Genomic DNA, 18,320 nt, shown 5'->3' with positions numbered 1-18,320 from the left:
CTGACAGGCCCGGGTGGGCAGGCTTCCTGGCGCTCGCGGTATGCGTGGCGGCCACGCGCACCATGAACCCCGGGAATTTGCATTCTAGTCGAGCATTGCAGCGTTGCAACTTGCGGCGCACCATCGAAAGTGATTGACAAGCAAACCGGGCGACGGCGCTCATGCAATCGTGAAATGCTTGTGGCGCGCGTTGCCGTGTTTAACCGGCGACGTGAACGTCGGTGCTCGCCGCCAGAATGACCTCTGCCATCTCACTGGGTGTCGGCGCGTCGGTGAACAGCGCGTCGACCTGGCTCAAATGGCCAAGGCGCACCAGCGCGGGGCGCCCGAACTTCGAATGGTCCGCCACCAGGAACACGCTGCGTGCGTGCTCGATAATGGCCTCTGCCACCCTAACCTCGCGTGTATCGAAGTCGCGCAGCGTGCCGTCCAGTTCGATGCTCGAGATGCCGATTAACGCATAGTCAACCTTGAATTGGCGGATGAAATCGATCGCCATCTCGCCGACCACGCCCTGGTCCCACGGACGGACGATGCCACCGGTGACGAGCACCTCGCATTCGGCATAGCCGCTCATGACCGCCGCGACGTTCAAGTTGTTGGTGATCACGCGCAGGCCGCGATGGCGATTTAGCGCACGCGCCACTTCCTCGGTCGTTGTGCCCAGATTGATGAACAGTGACGCCTGGTCTGGAATATGGCTGGCGGCGAGTGCGGCGATGCGCCGCTTCTCCTCGTGGAACATGCGTTGGCGCGCGGTGTACGACACGTTTTCCGAACTGGTGGGCAACGTGACTCCGCCATGGTGGCGGCGCAGCAAATTCATTTCGGCGAGCCAGTTCACGTCGCGCCGGATCGTCTGCGGCGTGACGTGAAAGCGTGCAGCAAGGTTCTCGACAGTGACGAAGCCTTCGTGCTGAACGCAATCGAGCAATTCCTGCTGGCGTGCATTCAACGTGATGCGCAGGTCTGGGGTCATGTTCTTGTCAGCATGGTCGCGAAGCGGTCCGGTTCCGCGTATTGTAAAGGCCCGCACACGATATATAGCGATTGTTCTTTTTGACACGGGCTATCGGAACTGCCTGGGCGAATGCCCGGTCTGTTCCAGGTCAGCAGAGTCGGGCGCGGCACGTTAAACTGCAACCGATACTACGTAGGTCATGCAGAAGTCGCGAACCGATACCCGGATCAAGGACTGCGAGCAGGGGCGCAGGCATGCCGGGGCGCAGGCTTCGGAGGAAAAAATGCAAACCGACACTCAAACTGTGTTGCCGTGGCGTATCGAGGATATCGATTTGTCGCGGATCGATCGTTCGCGCGCCGCTGTGAACGAGGATTTGCTGCTGCTGTTATGCGCGGCGTCGTTTATTGAAAGCGGCTCGGATTTGTATACCAGTAACCTCAGCGCGTTCTTCGATGGCGACCCAGAAGTGTCCGGTTGGCTGAACCAGCATTGGGAACACGAGGAGTTGCAGCACGGCCGCGCGCTGAAGGCCTATATCAATTATGTTTGGCCAGAGTTCGATTGGGATCTGGCATTTGAACATTTTTTTGATGAGTATTCGAAAACGTGCTCGCTGGAAGAGTTCGAAAAGACCCGGGCGCTGGAAATGGTCGCACGCTGTGTGGTGGAGACCGGTACGGCCACGTTGTATCGTGCGATCAACGAGTGCTCAGACGAGCCGGTGCTCAAGCAGATCACTGACAACATTCGTAGTGACGAGGTGCGGCATTACAAGTACTTTTTCAGGTTTTTCAAGAAGTACAACCAGATCGAGGGTAATGGCCGCCTTGCGGTGCTCGGCGCGCTGATGCGCCGCGTGATGGAAATCAAGAACGAAGATTCAGAGATCGCGTTGCGACATGTGTTTGCGGTCAGATATCCTGCGCAGGTTCGCAACAGCGCCTACATGCGGGAAAAGGTGGCGCGCGTGAACACACTGGTACGCAGGCACATGTCGGCCGACATGTGCGTGAAGATGCTGCTCAAGCCGCTCGACCTGCCTGCGAAGATCCAACCCGGCGTGCATTATCCGCTGGCCAAGATCACGCAGCACGTGTTCTTTCGCTAGCTAGTACGGCGGCGCTTAGTTGACGATCACGGGCGGCCCGCTGCGCGCGGGCCGTCGTTCATGACTTGGAGAAGACGATGACGGATCGGCAGACCGCGCTGATACGGGGCACATTCGATGAGTGGCCCGATGTGCTGCGCGCCTGGTTTGATGGCACGCATTTGCATGACAAGGCGTCGTTTGCGGCCTCATTGATCGCCGTCGATCCGCTCCGCTGGCCTTGCACGTCGCTGCTCAGCGTGGGCGAAATCGTCGTGCCTGATTCCCACGGTGTGCGGTTCGCGCTGTGGCCGCAGTCCCGTACCGCGCGGGCGCTTACCGCCGGCGGCAACGCACTGCTCGAGTTCGTTTTCGAGCACGCGTGGTATCAGGTGCGCCTGGGTGTGAGCACGCCGCGCCGGCAGGACGCGACGACGCTGACCGTGTTCGACGCCGTGCTGGAGGCGGCACAATGGCAGCGCGTCGACTATGCGCAACTCGTGACCGGCGTCACGTTCGAGCTGCTTGAGCCCGCGCGCGCTGCCGTGCTTGCGCGTTGGGACGCGCAAATCCGGTCGATGCTCGCACACGACTAGCGCGATGAGCCCTTGGTGCCGCCGCCGAGTAGCGCACCCGGGCCGCCGTTGCGCCGTGGCGATGATTCGGATGCGCGCGGCTGCCGTGCGTCACGATCCTGTGCTTGCGCCATTCGTTTGTCACGGCCACCGTGCGACGCGGGAGGGGTCGCTTCGCGATGTCGCTCTGGCGCGGTCTGGGGCGCCGCGCCAGAGCGCTTGCCTGCTGGTGCGGCGCCCGGTTTCGCAGCGTGTGTCGCCGGGGATTTGCCCGCCTGTGCGGGCCGCGCGTTGGCGGCTGCTCCTGCCGGCGACCTGGCTGGCGCCGCCGGTTGTGACTTGGCGGCTGCCCCTGACTTGGTCGCTAACCCTCGCTTAGTCACTGTCCCTGTGCGGGGTTTGGCCGCTGGCGCCGCTGATGGTTTCGCCGCTTGGCCAGCCTGTGGCTTGATGCCGGCGCGACGGGGTTCGCGTGGCCCCGCACCGCGCGCCGGCTGGCTGCGCCGCTGGATTGGCTCCGGCTTCGCATTGGGATCCGGTTCGAAGCCGGCAATGACTTCGCGCGGCAGCGTACGCTTGATCAGGCGTTCAATGTCCGTCAGCAATTGATGCTCGTCGATGCAGACCAGCGATATGGCCTCGCCCGTCGCGCCCGCGCGGCCTGTTCGGCCGATACGGTGCACGTAATCTTCCGGAACATTCGGCAGGTCGAAATTCACCACGTGCGGCAATTGGTCGATGTCGATGCCGCGCGCTGCGATGTCGGTAGCGACTAACACTTGCAGCGTGCCGTCCTTGAATTCTGACAATGCCCGGGTCCGGGCCGCCTGGCTTTTGTTGCCGTGGATAGCCAGGGCGCTGATGCCATCCTTCGTCAACTGTTCGGCGAGCCGGTTTGCGCCGTGCTTGGTGCGCGTGAACACGAGCACCTGAAACCAGTTGTGCGCCTTGATCAAATGCGTGAGTAGCTCGCGCTTGCGGTCGCGATCGACCGGATAGATCGTTTGGGTGACCGTCTCGGCGGTGGTATTGCGACGGGCCACCTCGATTAGCGCTGGTGAATCGAGCAGGTTGTCCGCGAGCGCCTTGATCTCGTCGGAGAACGTCGCCGAAAACAGCAGGTTTTGGCGCTGTGAAGGCAGATACTTGAGCACCCGCTTGATGTCGTGGATGAAGCCCATATCCAGCATCCGGTCAGCCTCGTCGAGCACCAGGATCTGCAGGCTGCTCAAGTCGATTGTGCGCTGCTGAAGGTGATCTAGTAATCGTCCAGGCGTGGCCACGACGATATCGACGCCGCGCCGCAGCGCGTCGATTTGCGGGTTAATGCCGACGCCGCCGAACATGACCGTCGAGCGCAGCTTGAGGTACTTGCCGTATTCGCGCACGCTTTGCTCGACTTGCGCGGCCAATTCGCGTGTCGGCGTCAGGATCAGTGCGCGAACCGGTATTTTGCCCGATGTCGCGCGCGAATGGGATAGTCTTTCCAGGATCGGCAGCGTGAAGCCGGCAGTCTTGCCGGTGCCGGTTTGCGCGCCGGCCAGCAAGTCGCCGCCGCCGAGCACGGCCGGAATGGCTTGCCGCTGGATCGGTGTCGGCGTCGTGTAGCCGAGTTCGTTGACTGCGCGAACCAGAGGTTCGGACAAGCCGAGAGAATTAAATGACATGTTGGATGGTGTCGTCACCAGTTCGGCGCGAAACGCGCATCAGTCGCGAACCAGTGCAGTGAAAGTCTGAAGATGCGAGGGCAGGCCGACTGTCGCGATGCCCCGCGTAAGTACAACAGCGTGATAACAAAGACAAAGGGCGCAGCCCGTGGTTCCGGCCGCGCCCTGAGATCGGAGATTCGCGTGGGATCAGTCGAGCGGCGCGGAACGCAGTTCGTTGACCTGCTGCGGTGACACTGGCGTGCCCTTGTTGCCCCATGCCATGCGCAGATACGTGACCACTGCGGCGACTTCCTGATCCGACATCGAGTGCGCGAACGGCGGCATGCCGTACGGCTCAGGATTGGCGTGCGTGCTCGGCGGATAGCCACCATTGAGCACCATGCGGATCGGATTCACTGCCGACTGCATCTGCACCGACTGGTTGTTCGCAAGCGGCGGGAAGTGCGGCGGATAGCCAAGACCATTTTCCGCATGGCACTGCGCGCATTGATCGTTGTAGATCTGCTTGCCTTGCTCGAACAGTTCCTTGCCGAACGCGACAGATGTTTCCAGTTGTATCGTCTCCGGTGCTTCTTTCTTCTGCGGAATCGTCTTTAAATACGTCGAGATCGCTCGGATATCGTCGTCGGTCATGTGCTGCAGGCTGTTGTGCACGACTTCAGCCATCGGGCCGAACACCGCGCCACGCTGCGACACGCCGACCTTGAGCAGGTCCGAGATGTCCTTCAAATCCCAGTCGCCCAGGCCCGCTTCCTTGTTCGACGTCAGCGACGGCGCGTACCAGTTCTGCAGCGGGATTAAGCCCCCAGCAAACGCCGCTGACTGATTCGAGCCACCCAGCGCGTTGATTGACGTGTGGCACATGCCGCAGTGGCCCAGCCCCTCGACTAGGTAGGCACCGCGGTTCCACTCGACCGACTTGGTCGGATCCGGCTTGTATTCGCCCTCGCGGAAGAACAACGTGCGCCAGCCGATCAGCATGTTGCGCTGGTTGAACGGAAAGCGCAACTCATGCTCGCGGCTGGGCTGGGCAACGGGCGCCACCGAGCGTAGATACGCGTAGATGGCATCCGAGTCCGCGCGCGTGACTTTCGTGTAACTGGTGAACGGGAAGCCTGGGTACAGTAACTCGCCGTTCTTGCCGCGGCCGGTGTGCATTGCGCGGTAGAAGTCGTCTGAACTCCATTTGCCGATCCCGTACTGCTCGTCCGGTGTGATGTTCGGCGTGTACATCGTGCCGAACGGCGTGGCCATTGGCAAGCCGCCGGCGAAGGGCTTACCGCCGCGTACCGTGTGGCATGCAATGCAATCACCAGCGCGCGCCAGATATTCGCCTTGCTTGATCAGTGCGGCCTGGTCGGCCGGGCTCGCGGCCATCGCGCTGCCGCCGTGGATATTGTCACTGCCGGACCACAGCACCGGCACCAGTGCCGCGGCCGCTACCGCGATAACGGCCGACAGCGCAAAAAGAGTCTTGCGTTTCATCTCGATGTGTCTCCTGTCGCTGACTGCGGCTCGCTGCCGCATTGCAGCGGCATCTTTGACGAGCGGGCCGGCGCTGGCACTGGGTTGGCCGGTGCGGGTTGCATGGAGAGCCAGTGGGCGACCGCAGCGATGTCGTCGTCGCTGAGCCGGGTTGCGACCGTGTGCATGCAGTCCGGCGCCTTCGCGCGGCGCACGCCGGAGCGCCACGCGCCAAGCTGTGCGCTGATGTAGTCAGCATGCAGGCCCACTAGGCCCGGGATCGCCGGCTCCATGCCGGTCAGCGTCTTGCCGTGGCACGCTGCACACGCGGGCACGTTGCGTGCCGGATCGCCGTTTAGCACGATCTGCTTGCCGCGCGCCAGCGTCGACGCCGAGACGCGCGGTTGCGCCGGCGCCGGGTACGGCGGCCGTTGTTTCGAGTAGTATTCGGCGATCTTGCGCAGGTAATCGTCGGAAAGGTACGTGACCAGGTAGTTCATCGGCGGGTACTTGCGGTGCCCGTCGCGGAAATTGACCAGCTGGTTATAGAGATACTCAGCGGGTTTGCCTGCAAGACGCGGGAAGTAGTCGTTGTCGGTGCCCTGACCACGGTCGCCGTGGCATGCGGCGCACGCGGCGACGCGGGCTTCCATCGAGTTCAGAGGCGGCAGGTTCGCTTGCCCTTTGGCAGCGCTGGCAATGCCTGCGCTGGCAGCCAGAAGTGCAGCCAGCAGCGGGCGCAAGAGGCGTCTAGAAGACACGCGTAACTCCATCGATAATGGGGACCGCATTTGGTAACGCAGGTGGTTTTGGCGAAGGCTTGGCGCGCCTTCCGAATCGCGGCGCCGATTTGCGGCGGCGAAGGTGCTGCAATGCAGCAGGTCATTCTATCACCGAACGGTCATATKGGCCATTTGGCTGGACGTCGCGACGGGCGCCGCGATTCGGTCCTCTGGCCAGTWYTKCGACGATTTGCCACACTTTCTACGCATGGGGTGGTGACCGTCCCGAATCGGACCGTGGCCTGTGCGCAGCCGCTTGTCGTTGCGTTCGGCGAGGCTACTTCAGATAAGATTCGGGTCGGCGATACGTTTGACCCTAAGGCGGCTGCCGGTGGCCGTGCGTAGATCAAGAAGGAACGGGTGAATTCATGGAGTTTGATGCTGGTCTCGCATACCACGCGGTAATTGCTGCCTTCGTGCAACCACAGCAGGTTGCCGCCGCAGGCGCCGCGCCACCCGGCAGCGCGCCGGGCGCGTCGGCGCCTGATGCGCGCACTGCATGGTCGGTGCCGCACCGTGCCGCGCGACAGCCCACCGGCGCCGCTGCCGTTGCAGCCCGCGCGACGAGGCTCGACGATCTGCCGCCCGAGATCCTGCGCCAGATCGCGACGTATACGCCATTTGACGATATTGGAAGCCTGTCCACGGTAGCGCGGCATACCTATTATGCATTATGGGACTCGCGACGCAGTTGGCTGTGCTGCGAGCGTGCCGACAATGTCCGGCAACTCGATTCCAGCCGTGCACATCAACTGCTGGACGAAATCGAGTACATCGGCGGCGCACCGGTGCTGCGCGCCGCGCCACTCCAGGCGCTGTGGCCTCGCATACCGGAGTTGCCGCAGCAATATCAGCCGCACGCATATAAGCGGATCTTCGAGATGGCGAACCGGCTGCCGACGCATGTGGCGCTGCCGATACTCGAAGGGGTGATCGGGACATTACCGGGATTGGCGGTGGAGCACCGGCTGCCGTTGTACGACTTCGTTTACGCGGCCGTCGAACGCAGTAACGTCGACCGAGGCCGATTGTGGGCCATGCTCGCATGGTCGCTCGGCTGTCTGCCCGTGGATCCGCAGCATTTCGAGCGCGAATACTCGGTATTCTTGAACAGGCTGCCATCGTTGGACGCGACCGCGCAAGCCCGCTTACTAACGCAACTGGCGTTACTGCTGCGCGGTTTTTGCGACAACGGCGTGCATTCACAGGCCACGCTGGCCGGATACCATCGACTCGTGTATGACTGGGTGCAGCGGCTGCCGCCATCGCTGCAAGGCATGCCGGTTGGCGCGCTGGCCCATGTCATCTGGTTGCTGCCCGAGCCGCAAATGTCCGCGCATTATGCCGATCTGCGGCGCTTGACGCAGGCGTTGCCAGACCTTCAGCTCGGTCACGCGATGCGGCACCTGCCGGCTGCGCTGGCGATGCTGCCGCCGCAACATCATACAGCCGAGTTTGCGTTGCTCGAATCCATGGTGAACCGCATACCGGCCCAGCATCGGGAAGCGGTCGCGCTGGGCTTGCTCGAAGGCAGCATCGGACTAGGGGAAGCGCTATCCAAGCGCGGTTGGCAATTGGCACTACGGCTGCTCGACAATGGTGACGGCATGCAACTGTTCGCGGTGCTCGACGACTTAGCCGAGCGGGAGTTGCTCCCCCTGCTTTCCGGGCAGCAATGGGCGGACGCGGTCGACGAAATTCTCCAATTTTGCGAACGTAACCGGCTTGGCGAGACGGACCGTACCATGTTGCTGGACTTTATCGCGCGGCACGGTACCGACCGCTGAGCGTGCGCGCTACCCGTTGGCGAGACTGCCGCTCGCATGTCGCCAAACCGGATTAGCCAGCGGTGACCGACGTGCGCCATTTCGCGCACTTTCCGCTCGTCGCCTGTGATGCCCAACCCGGTCCTTGCGCAATCGCGGTCATGCCGTCGTCGAAGAAGCACGGCGTGCTCGACCAATAGAGCCAAGCAAGTCGTTGCACGGGTGGTAGTGGAGGCCTAGGCTCTGCTCTTGGATGAAGGCGTCCATGATTTAATGCATCGATCTGCAGGCCTGCCGCGTCGTTATCCGCCGTCGCCGCGCGAGCGGGCGAGTAGATCGACGACTTCGTCATCGCTGGTCTGCGCAAAATCCGCGTAATACTGCCCCACCGCGCCGAATGCATCCAGTTGAGCAAGACACGCGTTATCGTCCGCCCATTGCGCCACGTGCGTCCAGACTTCACGCGGCGCCACGGGTGATGCGGCGACAAGCTTGGCTGCGCCGGCATTGCGCAACGCGAGTAGCGCGACCTTCATTGTGCTTCCCGTGGCCACGCCGTCATCGACGACAATGATCGTGCGGTGCGCGGCTGGCACCGGTGGGGCGCCGCGCCGGTACTGTGCGCGGCGCCGCACCAGTTCCTGCTGCTGACGATGCTGCTCGCCGATGAGATAGTCATCGCCGGGGCGCAGTGCCACAACGATGTCCTCGTTCCAGACCACTTGTGGTGGATCACCCTCGACGATCGAGCCTAGCGCGAGTTCCGGCTGGTGCGGCGCGCCGAGCTTGCGTACCAGCAGCACGTCAAGGCTGCCGCCCAGCGCGCGGGCGACCTCGAATGCCACCGGTACGCCGCCGCGCGGCAAGCCGACGACCAGCGGCGCGCAATCCCGGTAGCGGGTCAGCGCGCCGGCCAGTGCGCTGCCCGCCGCGCGGCGGTTTGGGAAAGGCAAAAGCGTGGACATCGTGTAGGAAAACCGGGGTTTGCATTGTCGTCAGCACGCAGCACGACGTGTGCCCGCGGCACGGGTTGCACATGCCGCGAATAAGGTTGCTAACGCTGGTCACCGGAGCGCGTGCTCAAGCCCGGCGTTTGCGCGGTTGCGGCAACCACGCTGCACGTCGCGCATCACTGTCACTGTTTGCCCATTCCCAGCTCCGCGCCAGTGGGCGGGTCTGCGACCGGGTCCGACCTGAGCCGCTGCTTCATCGCGTTCAGCGCGGCATCCTCATCCGGTTGCAGTGTCACGCTCGCCTGGCCGTCACCGCCATCGACCGGTACCGGCGGATTCTCGACGAGATTCAGATCGCCGCCCTCATTCCAGGGGCCGCGTACGGGTGCTACGCCGGTCGACATCCTGAAATAACTGCTCGCATATTCTGGCACGGGCGGCAACTTGCCCGGCGGGAAATTCGACGTAATCGAATAAAGCGCTTTTTCGAAGGATTTCTGGTGAGAGACCTCACGGGTCATCAAAAAGCCGAGCGTGTCTCGCACGCCGGGGTCGTCGGTGACATTGATCAGCCGCTCATAGATGATCTTGGCCCTGGCCTCAGCGGCGATATTCGAGCGCAGGTCGGCAGTCGGCTCGCCGATCGTATCGATGTATGCAGCGCTCCATGGTACGCCGGCCGAATTTGTCAGCGGTGTGCCGGCGCCGTACAGCAATTGTGTCACGTGGCTGTCATTGCCGGCGCCATTGAGTTTGCGATAAAGCTCGGCTTGCTCATCGACCGCCTCGGCCAACTCGCCCTTCGCTCCACGGTTGAGCATTGCGACGATGGACCCGATGATCTCCAGATGACTGAGTTCTTCCGTCGCAATATCGAACAGCATGTCCTTGCGACCGGGATCTTCCTCGCTGATGGCCTGCGTGAAATAACGCATTGCTGCGGCCAATTCGCCTTGTGGGCCACCGAACTGCTCCAGCAACAGGTTGGCCAGGCCGGGGTCCGTGCCATTGACCCGCACGGTGTATTGCAATCGTTTGTTGTGGACGAACATGAAGCCTCCTGTGACGTGAAAGGTGTCGCGGTGCTCGCCAAGGCCGTACGCGTAGCGTCGGCCGCCGATTTGCTTGCGCAACACGCGTTCCTGCCAACGCAACGCGAAACCGATCCATGGCGCGGATATTGCTTTAGCGACGTTGCCCGCGGGTTCCGTAGAAGGCGTATGCGAATGTCGGTGCAGCGTCGTCGGTGGCGCGTTCGCGCACTAGCGGTGCTGCTCGTACCGGCGGATATCGTGTACTAAATGTATCGCGGCTAAATGTATCGCGTGTGTCGGCGCGGCTGACCTGTGCTCGCGCAAGCCTGCAAATTGACGTGGTTCACCGCCGGGAACGAACCCTGCTGACGGCTAACGGCGGCGCTTGGTAGATGAAGCCGGTGCCTTGTTTCGAGGGCACGGCGGCAGCCGATGCATGGACACTGCACGGCGTTGGCGTAGGGAACCGACTCGACAGGAGAGGACCGTGCAGTACAACACACCCCAAGCCGGGAGGCAGCAGCCCGGCGCGGAAGCGCCCTGGAGTGAAGGATTCAAGGTGCTCGTCACCGCCAAGCCCGGCGTGGACGGCCGTTTTATCGGTATGCTGAAGGTCGTGCGACAGGCCGATCGCCGCGTGATCTTCCCATTTCCGGGCGCTCCCGAGATTGGCCCGTTCGACACGATTGAGCAGGCGCGTGCGGCGGCGCTCGAATACGGTCGCAAGGTCGTGGCCGACGACCGCCGCAACCCAGAGCGGTGACGCCGCAGCGTCGCCGCAAGGGCGTCGCACGGGCCGGCGCCGATGCGTTCAATCCGACGGGGATGTGCAAATTCATGGCGATTTCCAGCGAGCAGACTGCGCAACAAGTCAGACAGGTACTGGACGGCCGCCGACGCGGCGTGCGCATCCTGCTGCCGTTGGCCGGACCGGCCGTGGTGGTGTCGGTCGCCTACACGGACCCGGGCAACTTCGCGACCAATATCCAGGCCGGCGCCGGATACGGCTATCAGTTGCTATGGGTGGTGCTGTTTGCCAGCCTCGTTGCGATGCTCTTCCAAGGCTTGTCAGCGCGGCTCGGGATCGTGACCGGATGCAGTCTGGCTCAGTTGTGCCGGGCGCGTCTGCGCAAGCCGGTGACCTTGTCGATGTGGGTGGCCAGCGAACTCGCAGCGATGGCCACGGATCTGGCCGAGTTCATCGGCGGGGCCATCGGCGTGGCGTTACTGTTTCACATCCCGCTGCTTGCCGCCATGGTGATCGTTGGCGTGCTCACGTACCTGATGCTGATGTTCCAGCGGCACGGTTTTCGGCCGCTGGAATTGGCGATCGGCGCCTTGGTCGGTATCATCGCATTGGCCTACGTCGCGCAGCTGTTCATCGTGCCGATTGATTGGCGCGCGCTCGGGCACGGTGCGCTCCATCCGTCGATACCGGACCATGCGGCCTTGACCATCGCGGTCGGCATCGTCGGCGCGACAGTCATGCCGCATGCACTCTTCCTGCATTCAGGATTGACCGGCGAGCGCGTCGTCGCGCGAAGCGACGCGGATCGTCGCACGCTACTGCGCTACAGCCGGATCGAGGTGCTCGTCGCGCTGAGCGTGGCGGGATTGGTCAACATGGCCATGGTGGTGATGGCCGCCGGCGCATTCCACCCCGACCATGCACACGTCGCCGAGATTGAGCAGGCGTACCGGACGTTGACGCCGTTATTCGGTACCGCGGCCTCGGCGTTGTTCATCGTGTCGTTAATTGCGTCGGGCTTGTCGAGCTCGGTGGTCGGCACGATGGCGGGACAGATGATCATGCAGGGCTTTGTCGGTTTTCGCATTCCCGTCGTCGTACGTCGCTTGGTGACGATGCTGCCTGCGTTCCTAGTGGTCGCCGCCGGTGTCGATGCGACCCGCGCTCTGATCATCAGCCAGGTGGTATTGAGTCTCACGGTGCCGGTGCCGATGATCGCGCTGGTCTGGTTATGTCGTCATCGCGACGTGATGGGTCGCTATCGGCTCGGTCCGTGGCTTGCCGGATTATCGACGGTGGCCACAGTATTGGTGATTGGCCTGAACGTCGCGCTGATCGTCGATACACTGCGCTAGCCATCCGATTGCGTCTCAACAATGCGACGTGAAGACTTGTCGCCGCACGTGCGGCAGGCTCAGTTGGTCTCGTCGCCGTGACCAGCGACAGCGGCGACGTCATGACATCGGAAACCGTGCCGTTCCGCGCAGGGCAGGGGGCAAACTGATTAATGGGGATGGCCAGCGCGGCTCACGAGTCCGTTGCTCGTCGTGCGGCGCGGACATCCGCGCCGTTACGGCTATGCTCGTTCTTGGCGAGCGGGGCGGGACACGGCCTTGGCTTGCTCGTCGATCCAAGCGTGCATCAGCTTGTAGGTGACGGCCAGAATGACCGGCCCGATGAACAGTCCGACGATGCCAAATGCGATCAGTCCACCGACCACGCCGGCCAACACTAACAGCATCGGCAGATCCACGCCGCGCTGGATCAGCGGCGGACGTATGACATTGTCGAGACTAGAAACGACGAACGCCCAAACGAGCATGGCGACTCCGGCGATAGTCGCATCCTGGTAGAACAGCCAGATTGCTGCGCCGATCAACGGCAGTAGCGGACCGATCTGCGCCAGGCACAGGATGAGGGTGATCGCGCATACCATGCCCGCGCCGGGTATCCCGGCGGCGAACAGCCCCAGACCAGCCAGCGCCGATTGCACGGCCGCGGTCACGACGATGCCCAGCGCGACAGCGCGGATGGCCTGGCCGGCCAGACGCACCGCGGCTGTACCGCGCTCGTCAGCAAGGCGATAGGCAAAGCGCCGCACAGCCCCTGCGGCTGTTTCGCCATGCATGTACAACACTCCGCATAGGATGAGCGTCAACAGCAGATGTATGAGTACGCCACCGACCGCGGTTGCGTGCGACACCATCCATTTCGCGCCGGTGTCCGCGTAAGGGGCAACGAATTCCAGCAGGCCGTCGACGCCAGCGTGGGTGAGCCGTTGCCATGCCGAGGTGATGCGCTCGCCGATCAGCGGCACCTCGTGCAACCAAGCCGGTGGCGGCGCGGGCCGGTAGTCCGGCAGGGCACGGGCGTATTGCAGAATCGTATCAGCGTGAGCCGCGATGGCCACCACCGCGCCATACAGTGGCAACGCGATGACGATCAACAAGGCGGCCAGCATCAACGCAGTAGCCCGGCCGCGTCGTCCGCCGAGCCGCTCCTGCGCGCCGCGCATCAGCGGCCACGTTGCCACGACGATCATCGTGGCCCAGATCAGCGCAGGCAGGAACGGGCTCATGATGTACAGGCTGCCCCCGATTAGCAGCGACAAAATAAAAATGATCAACAAAGCTCGCGCGATGTCTGTTTGCGCTTGCGAATAGTTCATACCGTTGATACCTCCAGCGTGATTGATATGCTGCGCCCGGTATGTTGTGCCCGGTGCGGCGTGCGTAGGGACTGCAACGGATCGAGCCCGGTTCGCGCGTGCATGTTCCGTGCGATGGCGAAAAAACGTGTGCTTATGGCCGGTGTGGCATCACGGTTGCGACAGCCGTGATTTCAACTGGCAATGGAGATAGCCATTAAGCCTTTTCATGCGCGCGACGGTTAACGCGTCCAGGCACATCTGTTTGACCGCGTCCGTGCAGTTCGGCTGCGCGTGCGTGGCGCTGGCCAGCAGCAACGCGGCGGACCAGGTTCCATGACGCATTACGAGGCCGAGCGGCGCTGATACCGCCTCACCTTCCAGATCTCGACCATGTTGTCGACTCAGATGAATGATGTTGGACTTCAGGCGCACATTCTGCGCTGCAATGGTTGACGCCAGCGAAATTCGCCCGCCAGTGCGCTGTTCGGCCCATCCGCCTCCATGCCTCATTCTTTGCGAGTGGTCGAAGAGACGGGAAACGATCGCCAGCTCGAGTCGAATCGTGTTTTCCGCCCGGCCGGCATCGCGGCGCCGGTTCCGATACCGGGCGAAATCGGTTCCGCGAAGGTTAGCGAGCGAACAGTGCCGCTCGTTCGGTACACTCGCCGAGTGGTGCGAGATGCCGGTGGGCATCGTGGCCCCAATCATGGAGCATAGGCCGTCCGCCATTGCTGAGAAGCATTACCGCCGCTATCCGCTGGCCCTGCTGCGCGCATGGCACGACAAGATTAAAGCGTGGATGTTGGAACAGGCCGGCATTGGCCTCAAGCCGAAGCAATGCCCCACGGGGATTGCAGGACGTCAAATAGCGCTATAATGTATAAACGTCGATGTATATCAATGGAGCGCATATGAACCTGCAGGTAGCAAAATGGGGTAATAGCCTTGCGCTGCGCATTCCCGCCGACTACGTGCGGCGCATTGGCATCAAGGAAGGTGACCATGTGCAGGCGAGCCTTACCATCGATGGCGGCCTCTACCTTCGTGCCGCCAGGTGGGACCGGCAAGCCTTTGGACGTGAACTGGAAAAATCCCGCGCCGCCATGCCGATGACTGAATCCGTCATGGAGGAGTTGCGTCGCGGAGCACGTTACTGATGATGATGTACGTCGATACGAGCGTACTGGTGGCGCTTTGCGTGAATGAGCCCAAAAGTGCCGCTGTCGCGCGGTGGTACGCCGGCTGTAACGAGGAATTGGCTTCCGCTGCCTGGTGCGTGACCGAATTTGCCAGTGCATTGGGCATCAAGCAGCGGACAGCCCAAATCACTGGCGAACAAAGCGCGACCGCGTGGCAGGCATTTGAGCGCCTGTGCGCCAGTGATTTGCAGTTACTGCTGGTAGACCCGCCCACGTTCCACCGGGCGGCCGTGTTGACGCTGGACGCGGCAACCGGCCTGCGCGCTGGCGATGCCCTCCACCTCGCGGCGGCCCTCGATGCCAAAGCCAAGGGCATGGCAACGCTTGACGACGTGCTGGCACGCAATGCTAAGCGGATGAAGATAAAGCCGGTGATGTTTTGACCGCCGCCTGACGGTATCAGGCAAAGCCGCGGGCACAGTTGCGCCCACACCTGCTCCGCCTGACCACCGACAACGGCTGGCGGGCACGGTTTCCACTGTGGTTTCTTGGAACGGGGCTTTGGAAACCGGTGGTACGCTCCGATGAGGTGCGCAATCCAATCATGCAGGCGGCGCGACCTTTCCGATCTTCCGCTGCATCATCGGGTCCCGCCGCGAACTGCGATTGATGAAATCCGGTTACAGATGGTGATACGCACTAGAAGCGAAAAAGGGTTACAGGCAAGAAGCACTGTAACCCTTTGACTTATTTGGTGGCGAATCAGGGACTCGAACCCCGGACCTGCGGATTATGATTCCGTCGCTCTAACCGACTGAGCTAATTCGCCGAAAGAACCCCGGATTATGGGCATGCCTAGACGAATTGTCAACGATTTTCGCGTTTTCCTGTCGTGAGCACGTGAACTGTCCGGGTCCTTAGCACGTAATGTGCCCGGTTTTGAGTGTCGTATGGAGCCACTCGTAGGTCGGGCACATTGGTGACAGAAAACCCGGAAAATGAGATTCGAAGAGGTCTACAGCGACTGGCAGGATAAGCGGCTCATTGGCAGAACACGCGCACTCACACAGGCCGAGGCGGCACAGCTCTACACCGGCTGGAACGTGAGGCAATTTCACAGCGGGTACCAACGTGAGCATGGCGGTACGCGCAGCTATACTTAGGCGAAGAACCCGTTGCAGCAAGCGGGCGAGGTCAACCGCGCCAAGGCCCGTGGCAAAGTGATCGCGCGCCACTGCGCGGGATGCTGGTGCACCAGCACGCCAGTGCTCGTGAATGGGTGCCTGGGCAGGAGTGGGACTGAGTGGACACGATGGACGATGCGACCGGTGAGCATCTGTCGATGTTCTTCTGCGACGAGGAGGGCGCGGCCTCCAGCTTCCACCGGGTGGGGCAAACGATTGCCCGCTATGGCTTGTTTTGCGCGCTTTATACCGACCGCGGCAGCCACTATTTCCATACGTCCCAAGCCGGCGAGAAGGTCGATGCGAACACAGGGACGCAGTTGGACGAGCGCTGGCGCTACGGGTATCGAGTACATTGGAGCACATTGCGGCCTATTGGCCGCAGGCTCATGGGCGTTCAGAGTGGGCCTTCGGCATACACCAGCAGCGCTTACCCCGCGAGTTGGAAGGCAGGCATCACCGACATGCAGCAAGCCAAAGTCTACCTGGAGCAGCCCTACATGCCGCGTTACAACGCCAAGTTCGCCGTGCCGGCCGCTGAGCCGGGCAACGCCTTCGTGTCCTATATCGGCAACGGCTTAGCAGCCATTTTGTGCAAACACTACGGGCGCGTCGTGGGCAACAACAACTGCGTGATGTTCGGGCGGCGGCTCAAATTGCAGAGTTCAGCCGAGCGCACGGGCTCACTATGGCAAGCGGCGCGTGCGGGCGCCTCGCTACGTGAATGGCGCTCTGAGCCCGCTCATGCGTGGCAGTCCGAGATCGAGGATCAGCAGGTCGAACGATTGCCTCGACAGGGCAACGTCGGCCTCGATCCCCGTCTTGACGTAATTGACCGCATAGCCCGAATGGCGGAGTGATCGGATCAGGCCATCCGCGAGTATGCTGTCATCATTCGGCAATGAGAATGCGCAGGGGCGTGTTTTAGTGCCGGCGGCGCAAACCTGTCCCCCTTTCCGGCGTCTCCTTATCGTGCATATTGCAACGACACGCGGTGTTCGGCGCCATACGCACCGGCCCTGCTTCAAGGGTACGTCCCGCGGCGGGAACAGGCATGCCATTTGCGTACCGGATGCGTGTATTTCGCGCTTGCAAACAACACTGTTTTTTTATACAGTATCTGGAGCCGCGCGTTGGCGCGGGCAGCGGTGTCATCCGGGGATGACCGGAATGGCCACGATGCGAGGCGTGCCGCTTCGGCAACAGACTGCCGCTCATCATAGCAAAGGACGATTCATGGAAGAAAGCAAGAAAGGCTCAACTGGACTGACTGCGGAGAAGAGCAAGGCACTGGCTGCCGCGCTATCGCAGATCGAGAAGCAGTTCGGCAAGGGGTCGATCATGCGGCTTGGCCATGGCGAGGCAGTCGAAGACATTCAAGTCGTATCGACTGGCTCACTCGGCTTGGACATCGCGCTAGGCGTCGGTGGACTGCCGCGTGGCCGTGTCGTCGAGATCTACGGGCCGGAATCGTCCGGCAAGACGACGCTTACGCTGCAGGTGATCGCTGAGATGCAGAAAATCGGCGGCACCTGCGCGTTCATCGACGCGGAACACGCGCTTGATGTCCAGTACGCGTCTAAGCTGGGTGTCAACGCGTCGGAACTGCTGATTTCTCAGCCTGATACTGGCGAGCAGGCACTGGAAATCGCCGATGCACTCGTGCGCTCGGGGTCGATTGACATGATCGTCATCGACTCAGTGGCCGCGCTCGTGCCGAAGGCCGAAATCGAAGGTGAAATGGGCGATTCACTGCCCGGCCTGCAGGCGCGACTGATGTCGCAGGCACTGCGCAAGCTGACCGGCACGATCAAGCGGACCAATTGCCTGGTTATCTTCATTAACCAGATTCGCATGAAGATCGGTGTGATGTTCGGCAACCCGGAAACTACCACCGGAGGCAATGCGTTGAAGTTTTACGCGTCGGTTCGGCTCGATATCCGTCGGATCGGCTCGATCAAGAAGAACGACGAAGTCATCGGTAACGAAACGCGGGTTAAGGTGGTCAAAAACAAAGTGTCGCCACCGTTCCGCGAGGCGATTTTCGACATCTTGTATGGTGAGGGGATTTCGCGACACGGTGAAATCATCGATCTTGGCGTCCAGGCGAAGATTGTCGAGAAGGCGGGTGCCTGGTATAGCTACAACGGTGAGAAGATCGGCCAGGGCAAGGACAATGCGCGGGAGTTCCTGCGCGAAAATCCGGATCTTGCGCGCGAGATCGAAAATCGCGTCCGCGAGTCGCTCGGTGTCGTGGCGATGCCGGCCGGCGCAGTAGCCGCCGAGGGCGGACAAGCGTAACGC

At 62.1% G+C, this 18,320-nt stretch carries 16 protein-coding genes, 1 tRNA gene and 2 pseudogenes; 9 read left to right on the top strand and 10 right to left on the bottom strand.

Annotated elements, in window-relative coordinates; all coding sequences use genetic code 11:
- Positions 1 to 199 precede the first annotated feature (199 nt).
- Complete coding sequence (locus RBRH_RS10385) at positions 200 to 979, bottom strand: DeoR/GlpR family DNA-binding transcription regulator (protein ID WP_041753827.1); 780 nt, start codon at positions 977 to 979, stop codon at positions 200 to 202.
- Between the two features lie 265 nt (positions 980 to 1,244).
- On the opposite strand from RBRH_RS10385, the gene RBRH_RS10380 reads away from it, so the two are divergent.
- Both RBRH_RS10380 and RBRH_RS10375 read left to right on the top strand, forming a co-directional pair.
- Positions 1,245 to 2,072, top strand: a complete 828-nt coding sequence (locus RBRH_RS10380; RefSeq protein ID WP_041754473.1) for a ferritin-like domain-containing protein — start codon at positions 1,245 to 1,247, stop codon at positions 2,070 to 2,072.
- A 77-nt stretch (positions 2,073 to 2,149) separates the two neighbouring features.
- Positions 2,150 to 2,647, top strand: a complete 498-nt coding sequence (locus RBRH_RS10375) for a hypothetical protein (RefSeq protein ID WP_041753826.1) — start codon at positions 2,150 to 2,152, stop codon at positions 2,645 to 2,647.
- Here RBRH_RS10375 and RBRH_RS10370 read toward each other — a convergent pair.
- The 3 genes from RBRH_RS10370 to RBRH_RS10360 all read right to left on the bottom strand — a co-directional run bounded on the left by RBRH_RS10370 (position 2,644) and on the right by RBRH_RS10360 (position 6,533).
- Positions 2,644 to 4,293, bottom strand: coding sequence for a DEAD/DEAH box helicase (locus RBRH_RS10370; RefSeq protein ID WP_041753825.1), 1,650 nt, complete (start codon positions 4,291 to 4,293; stop codon positions 2,644 to 2,646). The genes RBRH_RS10375 and RBRH_RS10370 overlap by 4 nt on opposite strands.
- A 189-nt stretch (positions 4,294 to 4,482) precedes the next feature.
- Positions 4,483 to 5,781 carry a c-type cytochrome gene (locus RBRH_RS10365; RefSeq protein ID WP_041753824.1) on the bottom strand — a complete coding sequence of 433 codons (1,299 nt, stop codon included), beginning with the start codon at positions 5,779 to 5,781 and terminating at the stop codon, positions 4,483 to 4,485.
- Entirely contained in the window at positions 5,778 to 6,533 is a 756-nt protein-coding gene (locus RBRH_RS10360; RefSeq protein WP_041753823.1) for a c-type cytochrome, read from the bottom strand. Before RBRH_RS10360 ends, RBRH_RS10365 begins: the two co-directional genes overlap by 4 nt.
- 377 nt (positions 6,534 to 6,910) lie before the next feature.
- Here RBRH_RS10360 and RBRH_RS16320 point away from each other — a divergent pair, with 377 nt between their 5' ends.
- Entirely contained in the window at positions 6,911 to 8,329 is a 1,419-nt protein-coding gene (locus tag RBRH_RS16320) for an F-box protein (protein WP_013436200.1), read from the top strand.
- A gap of 281 nt (positions 8,330 to 8,610) precedes the next feature.
- Here RBRH_RS16320 and RBRH_RS10340 read toward each other — a convergent pair whose 3' ends face one another.
- Complete coding sequence (locus RBRH_RS10340; RefSeq protein ID WP_013436198.1) at positions 8,611 to 9,273, bottom strand: phosphoribosyltransferase; 663 nt, start codon at positions 9,271 to 9,273, stop codon at positions 8,611 to 8,613.
- Between the two features lie 170 nt (positions 9,274 to 9,443).
- Complete coding sequence (locus RBRH_RS10335; RefSeq protein WP_041754472.1) at positions 9,444 to 10,313, bottom strand: manganese catalase family protein; 870 nt, start codon at positions 10,311 to 10,313, stop codon at positions 9,444 to 9,446.
- A 541-nt stretch (positions 10,314 to 10,854) separates the two neighbouring features.
- Between RBRH_RS10335 and RBRH_RS10330 the strand changes: the two genes are divergently transcribed.
- Both RBRH_RS10330 and RBRH_RS10325 read left to right on the top strand, forming a co-directional pair.
- Positions 10,855 to 11,058 carry a DUF6723 family protein gene (locus tag RBRH_RS10330; protein ID WP_232509368.1) on the top strand — a complete coding sequence of 68 codons (204 nt, stop codon included), beginning with the start codon at positions 10,855 to 10,857 and terminating at the stop codon, positions 11,056 to 11,058.
- Between the two features lie 62 nt (positions 11,059 to 11,120).
- Positions 11,121 to 12,398: an Nramp family divalent metal transporter gene (locus RBRH_RS10325; protein ID WP_041754470.1), complete on the top strand. Its 1,278-nt coding sequence runs from the start codon at positions 11,121 to 11,123 to the stop codon at positions 12,396 to 12,398.
- A 221-nt stretch (positions 12,399 to 12,619) separates the two neighbouring features.
- On the opposite strand, the gene ydiK is transcribed toward RBRH_RS10325, so the two are convergent.
- Together ydiK and RBRH_RS19070 are read right to left on the bottom strand one after the other, a co-directional pair.
- Positions 12,620 to 13,711, bottom strand: coding sequence for an AI-2E family transporter YdiK (ydiK, locus tag RBRH_RS10320; RefSeq protein ID WP_013436194.1), 1,092 nt, complete (start codon positions 13,709 to 13,711; stop codon positions 12,620 to 12,622).
- 150 nt (positions 13,712 to 13,861) lie between these two features.
- Entirely contained in the window at positions 13,862 to 14,203 is a 342-nt protein-coding gene (locus tag RBRH_RS19070) for a hypothetical protein (protein WP_157864433.1), read from the bottom strand.
- Between the two features lie 133 nt (positions 14,204 to 14,336).
- On the opposite strand from RBRH_RS19070, the pseudogene RBRH_RS17405 reads away from it, so the two are divergent.
- The 3 genes and pseudogenes from RBRH_RS17405 to RBRH_RS10305 all read left to right on the top strand — a co-directional run.
- Positions 14,337 to 14,570: pseudogene (locus RBRH_RS17405) on the top strand (preprotein translocase); the annotation flags it as partial.
- Positions 14,571 to 14,604: 34 nt separating this feature from the next.
- Entirely contained in the window at positions 14,605 to 14,850 is a 246-nt protein-coding gene (locus RBRH_RS10310; protein WP_041753817.1) for an AbrB/MazE/SpoVT family DNA-binding domain-containing protein, read from the top strand.
- Entirely contained in the window at positions 14,850 to 15,275 is a 426-nt protein-coding gene (locus RBRH_RS10305; protein WP_013436190.1) for a type II toxin-antitoxin system VapC family toxin, read from the top strand. Before RBRH_RS10310 ends, RBRH_RS10305 begins: the two co-directional genes overlap by 1 nt.
- Before the next feature lie 309 nt (positions 15,276 to 15,584).
- Here RBRH_RS10305 and RBRH_RS10300 read toward each other — a convergent pair.
- Both RBRH_RS10300 and RBRH_RS20335 read right to left on the bottom strand, forming a co-directional pair.
- Positions 15,585 to 15,661: transfer RNA gene (locus tag RBRH_RS10300), tRNA-Met, on the bottom strand.
- Between the two features lie 1,089 nt (positions 15,662 to 16,750).
- Positions 16,751 to 16,931, bottom strand: a pseudogene (locus RBRH_RS20335) (response regulator); the annotation flags it as partial.
- 321 nt (positions 16,932 to 17,252) lie between these two features.
- On the opposite strand from RBRH_RS20335, the gene recA reads away from it, so the two are divergent.
- Entirely contained in the window at positions 17,253 to 18,317 is a 1,065-nt protein-coding gene (gene recA, locus RBRH_RS10290; RefSeq protein WP_041754468.1) for a recombinase RecA, read from the top strand.
- The last annotated feature ends 3 nt before the right edge of the window (positions 18,318 to 18,320 follow it).

This window comes from Mycetohabitans rhizoxinica HKI 454 (assembly GCF_000198775.1).
GTDB lineage: Bacteria > Pseudomonadota > Gammaproteobacteria > Burkholderiales > Burkholderiaceae > Mycetohabitans > Mycetohabitans rhizoxinica.
This window is presented reverse-complemented; position numbering and strand designations above follow the sequence as displayed.

What these genes read in the sequence shown, in the direction of transcription:
- RBRH_RS10385 (WP_041753827.1), bottom strand. Translation starts at nt 979, where the DNA reads ATGACCCCAGACCTGCGCATCACGTTGAATGCACGCCAGCAGGAATTG.
- RBRH_RS10380 (WP_041754473.1), top strand. Translation starts at nt 1,245, where the DNA reads ATGCAAACCGACACTCAAACTGTGTTGCCGTGGCGTATCGAGGATATC.
- RBRH_RS10375 (WP_041753826.1), top strand. Translation starts at nt 2,150, where the DNA reads ATGACGGATCGGCAGACCGCGCTGATACGGGGCACATTCGATGAGTGG.
- RBRH_RS10370 (WP_041753825.1), bottom strand. Translation starts at nt 4,293, where the DNA reads ATGTCATTTAATTCTCTCGGCTTGTCCGAACCTCTGGTTCGCGCAGTC.
- RBRH_RS10365 (WP_041753824.1), bottom strand. Translation starts at nt 5,781, where the DNA reads ATGAAACGCAAGACTCTTTTTGCGCTGTCGGCCGTTATCGCGGTAGCG.
- RBRH_RS10360 (WP_041753823.1), bottom strand. Translation starts at nt 6,533, where the DNA reads ATGGAGTTACGCGTGTCTTCTAGACGCCTCTTGCGCCCGCTGCTGGCT.
- RBRH_RS16320 (WP_013436200.1), top strand. Translation starts at nt 6,911, where the DNA reads ATGGAGTTTGATGCTGGTCTCGCATACCACGCGGTAATTGCTGCCTTC.
- RBRH_RS10340 (WP_013436198.1), bottom strand. Translation starts at nt 9,273, where the DNA reads ATGTCCACGCTTTTGCCTTTCCCAAACCGCCGCGCGGCGGGCAGCGCA.
- RBRH_RS10335 (WP_041754472.1), bottom strand. Translation starts at nt 10,313, where the DNA reads ATGTTCGTCCACAACAAACGATTGCAATACACCGTGCGGGTCAATGGC.
- RBRH_RS10325 (WP_041754470.1), top strand. Translation starts at nt 11,121, where the DNA reads ATGTGCAAATTCATGGCGATTTCCAGCGAGCAGACTGCGCAACAAGTC.
- ydiK (WP_013436194.1), bottom strand. Translation starts at nt 13,711, where the DNA reads ATGAACTATTCGCAAGCGCAAACAGACATCGCGCGAGCTTTGTTGATC.
- RBRH_RS19070 (WP_157864433.1), bottom strand. Translation starts at nt 14,203, where the DNA reads ATGAGGCATGGAGGCGGATGGGCCGAACAGCGCACTGGCGGGCGAATT.
- RBRH_RS10310 (WP_041753817.1), top strand. Translation starts at nt 14,605, where the DNA reads ATGAACCTGCAGGTAGCAAAATGGGGTAATAGCCTTGCGCTGCGCATT.
- RBRH_RS10305 (WP_013436190.1), top strand. Translation starts at nt 14,850, where the DNA reads ATGATGATGTACGTCGATACGAGCGTACTGGTGGCGCTTTGCGTGAAT.
- recA (WP_041754468.1), top strand. Translation starts at nt 17,253, where the DNA reads ATGGAAGAAAGCAAGAAAGGCTCAACTGGACTGACTGCGGAGAAGAGC.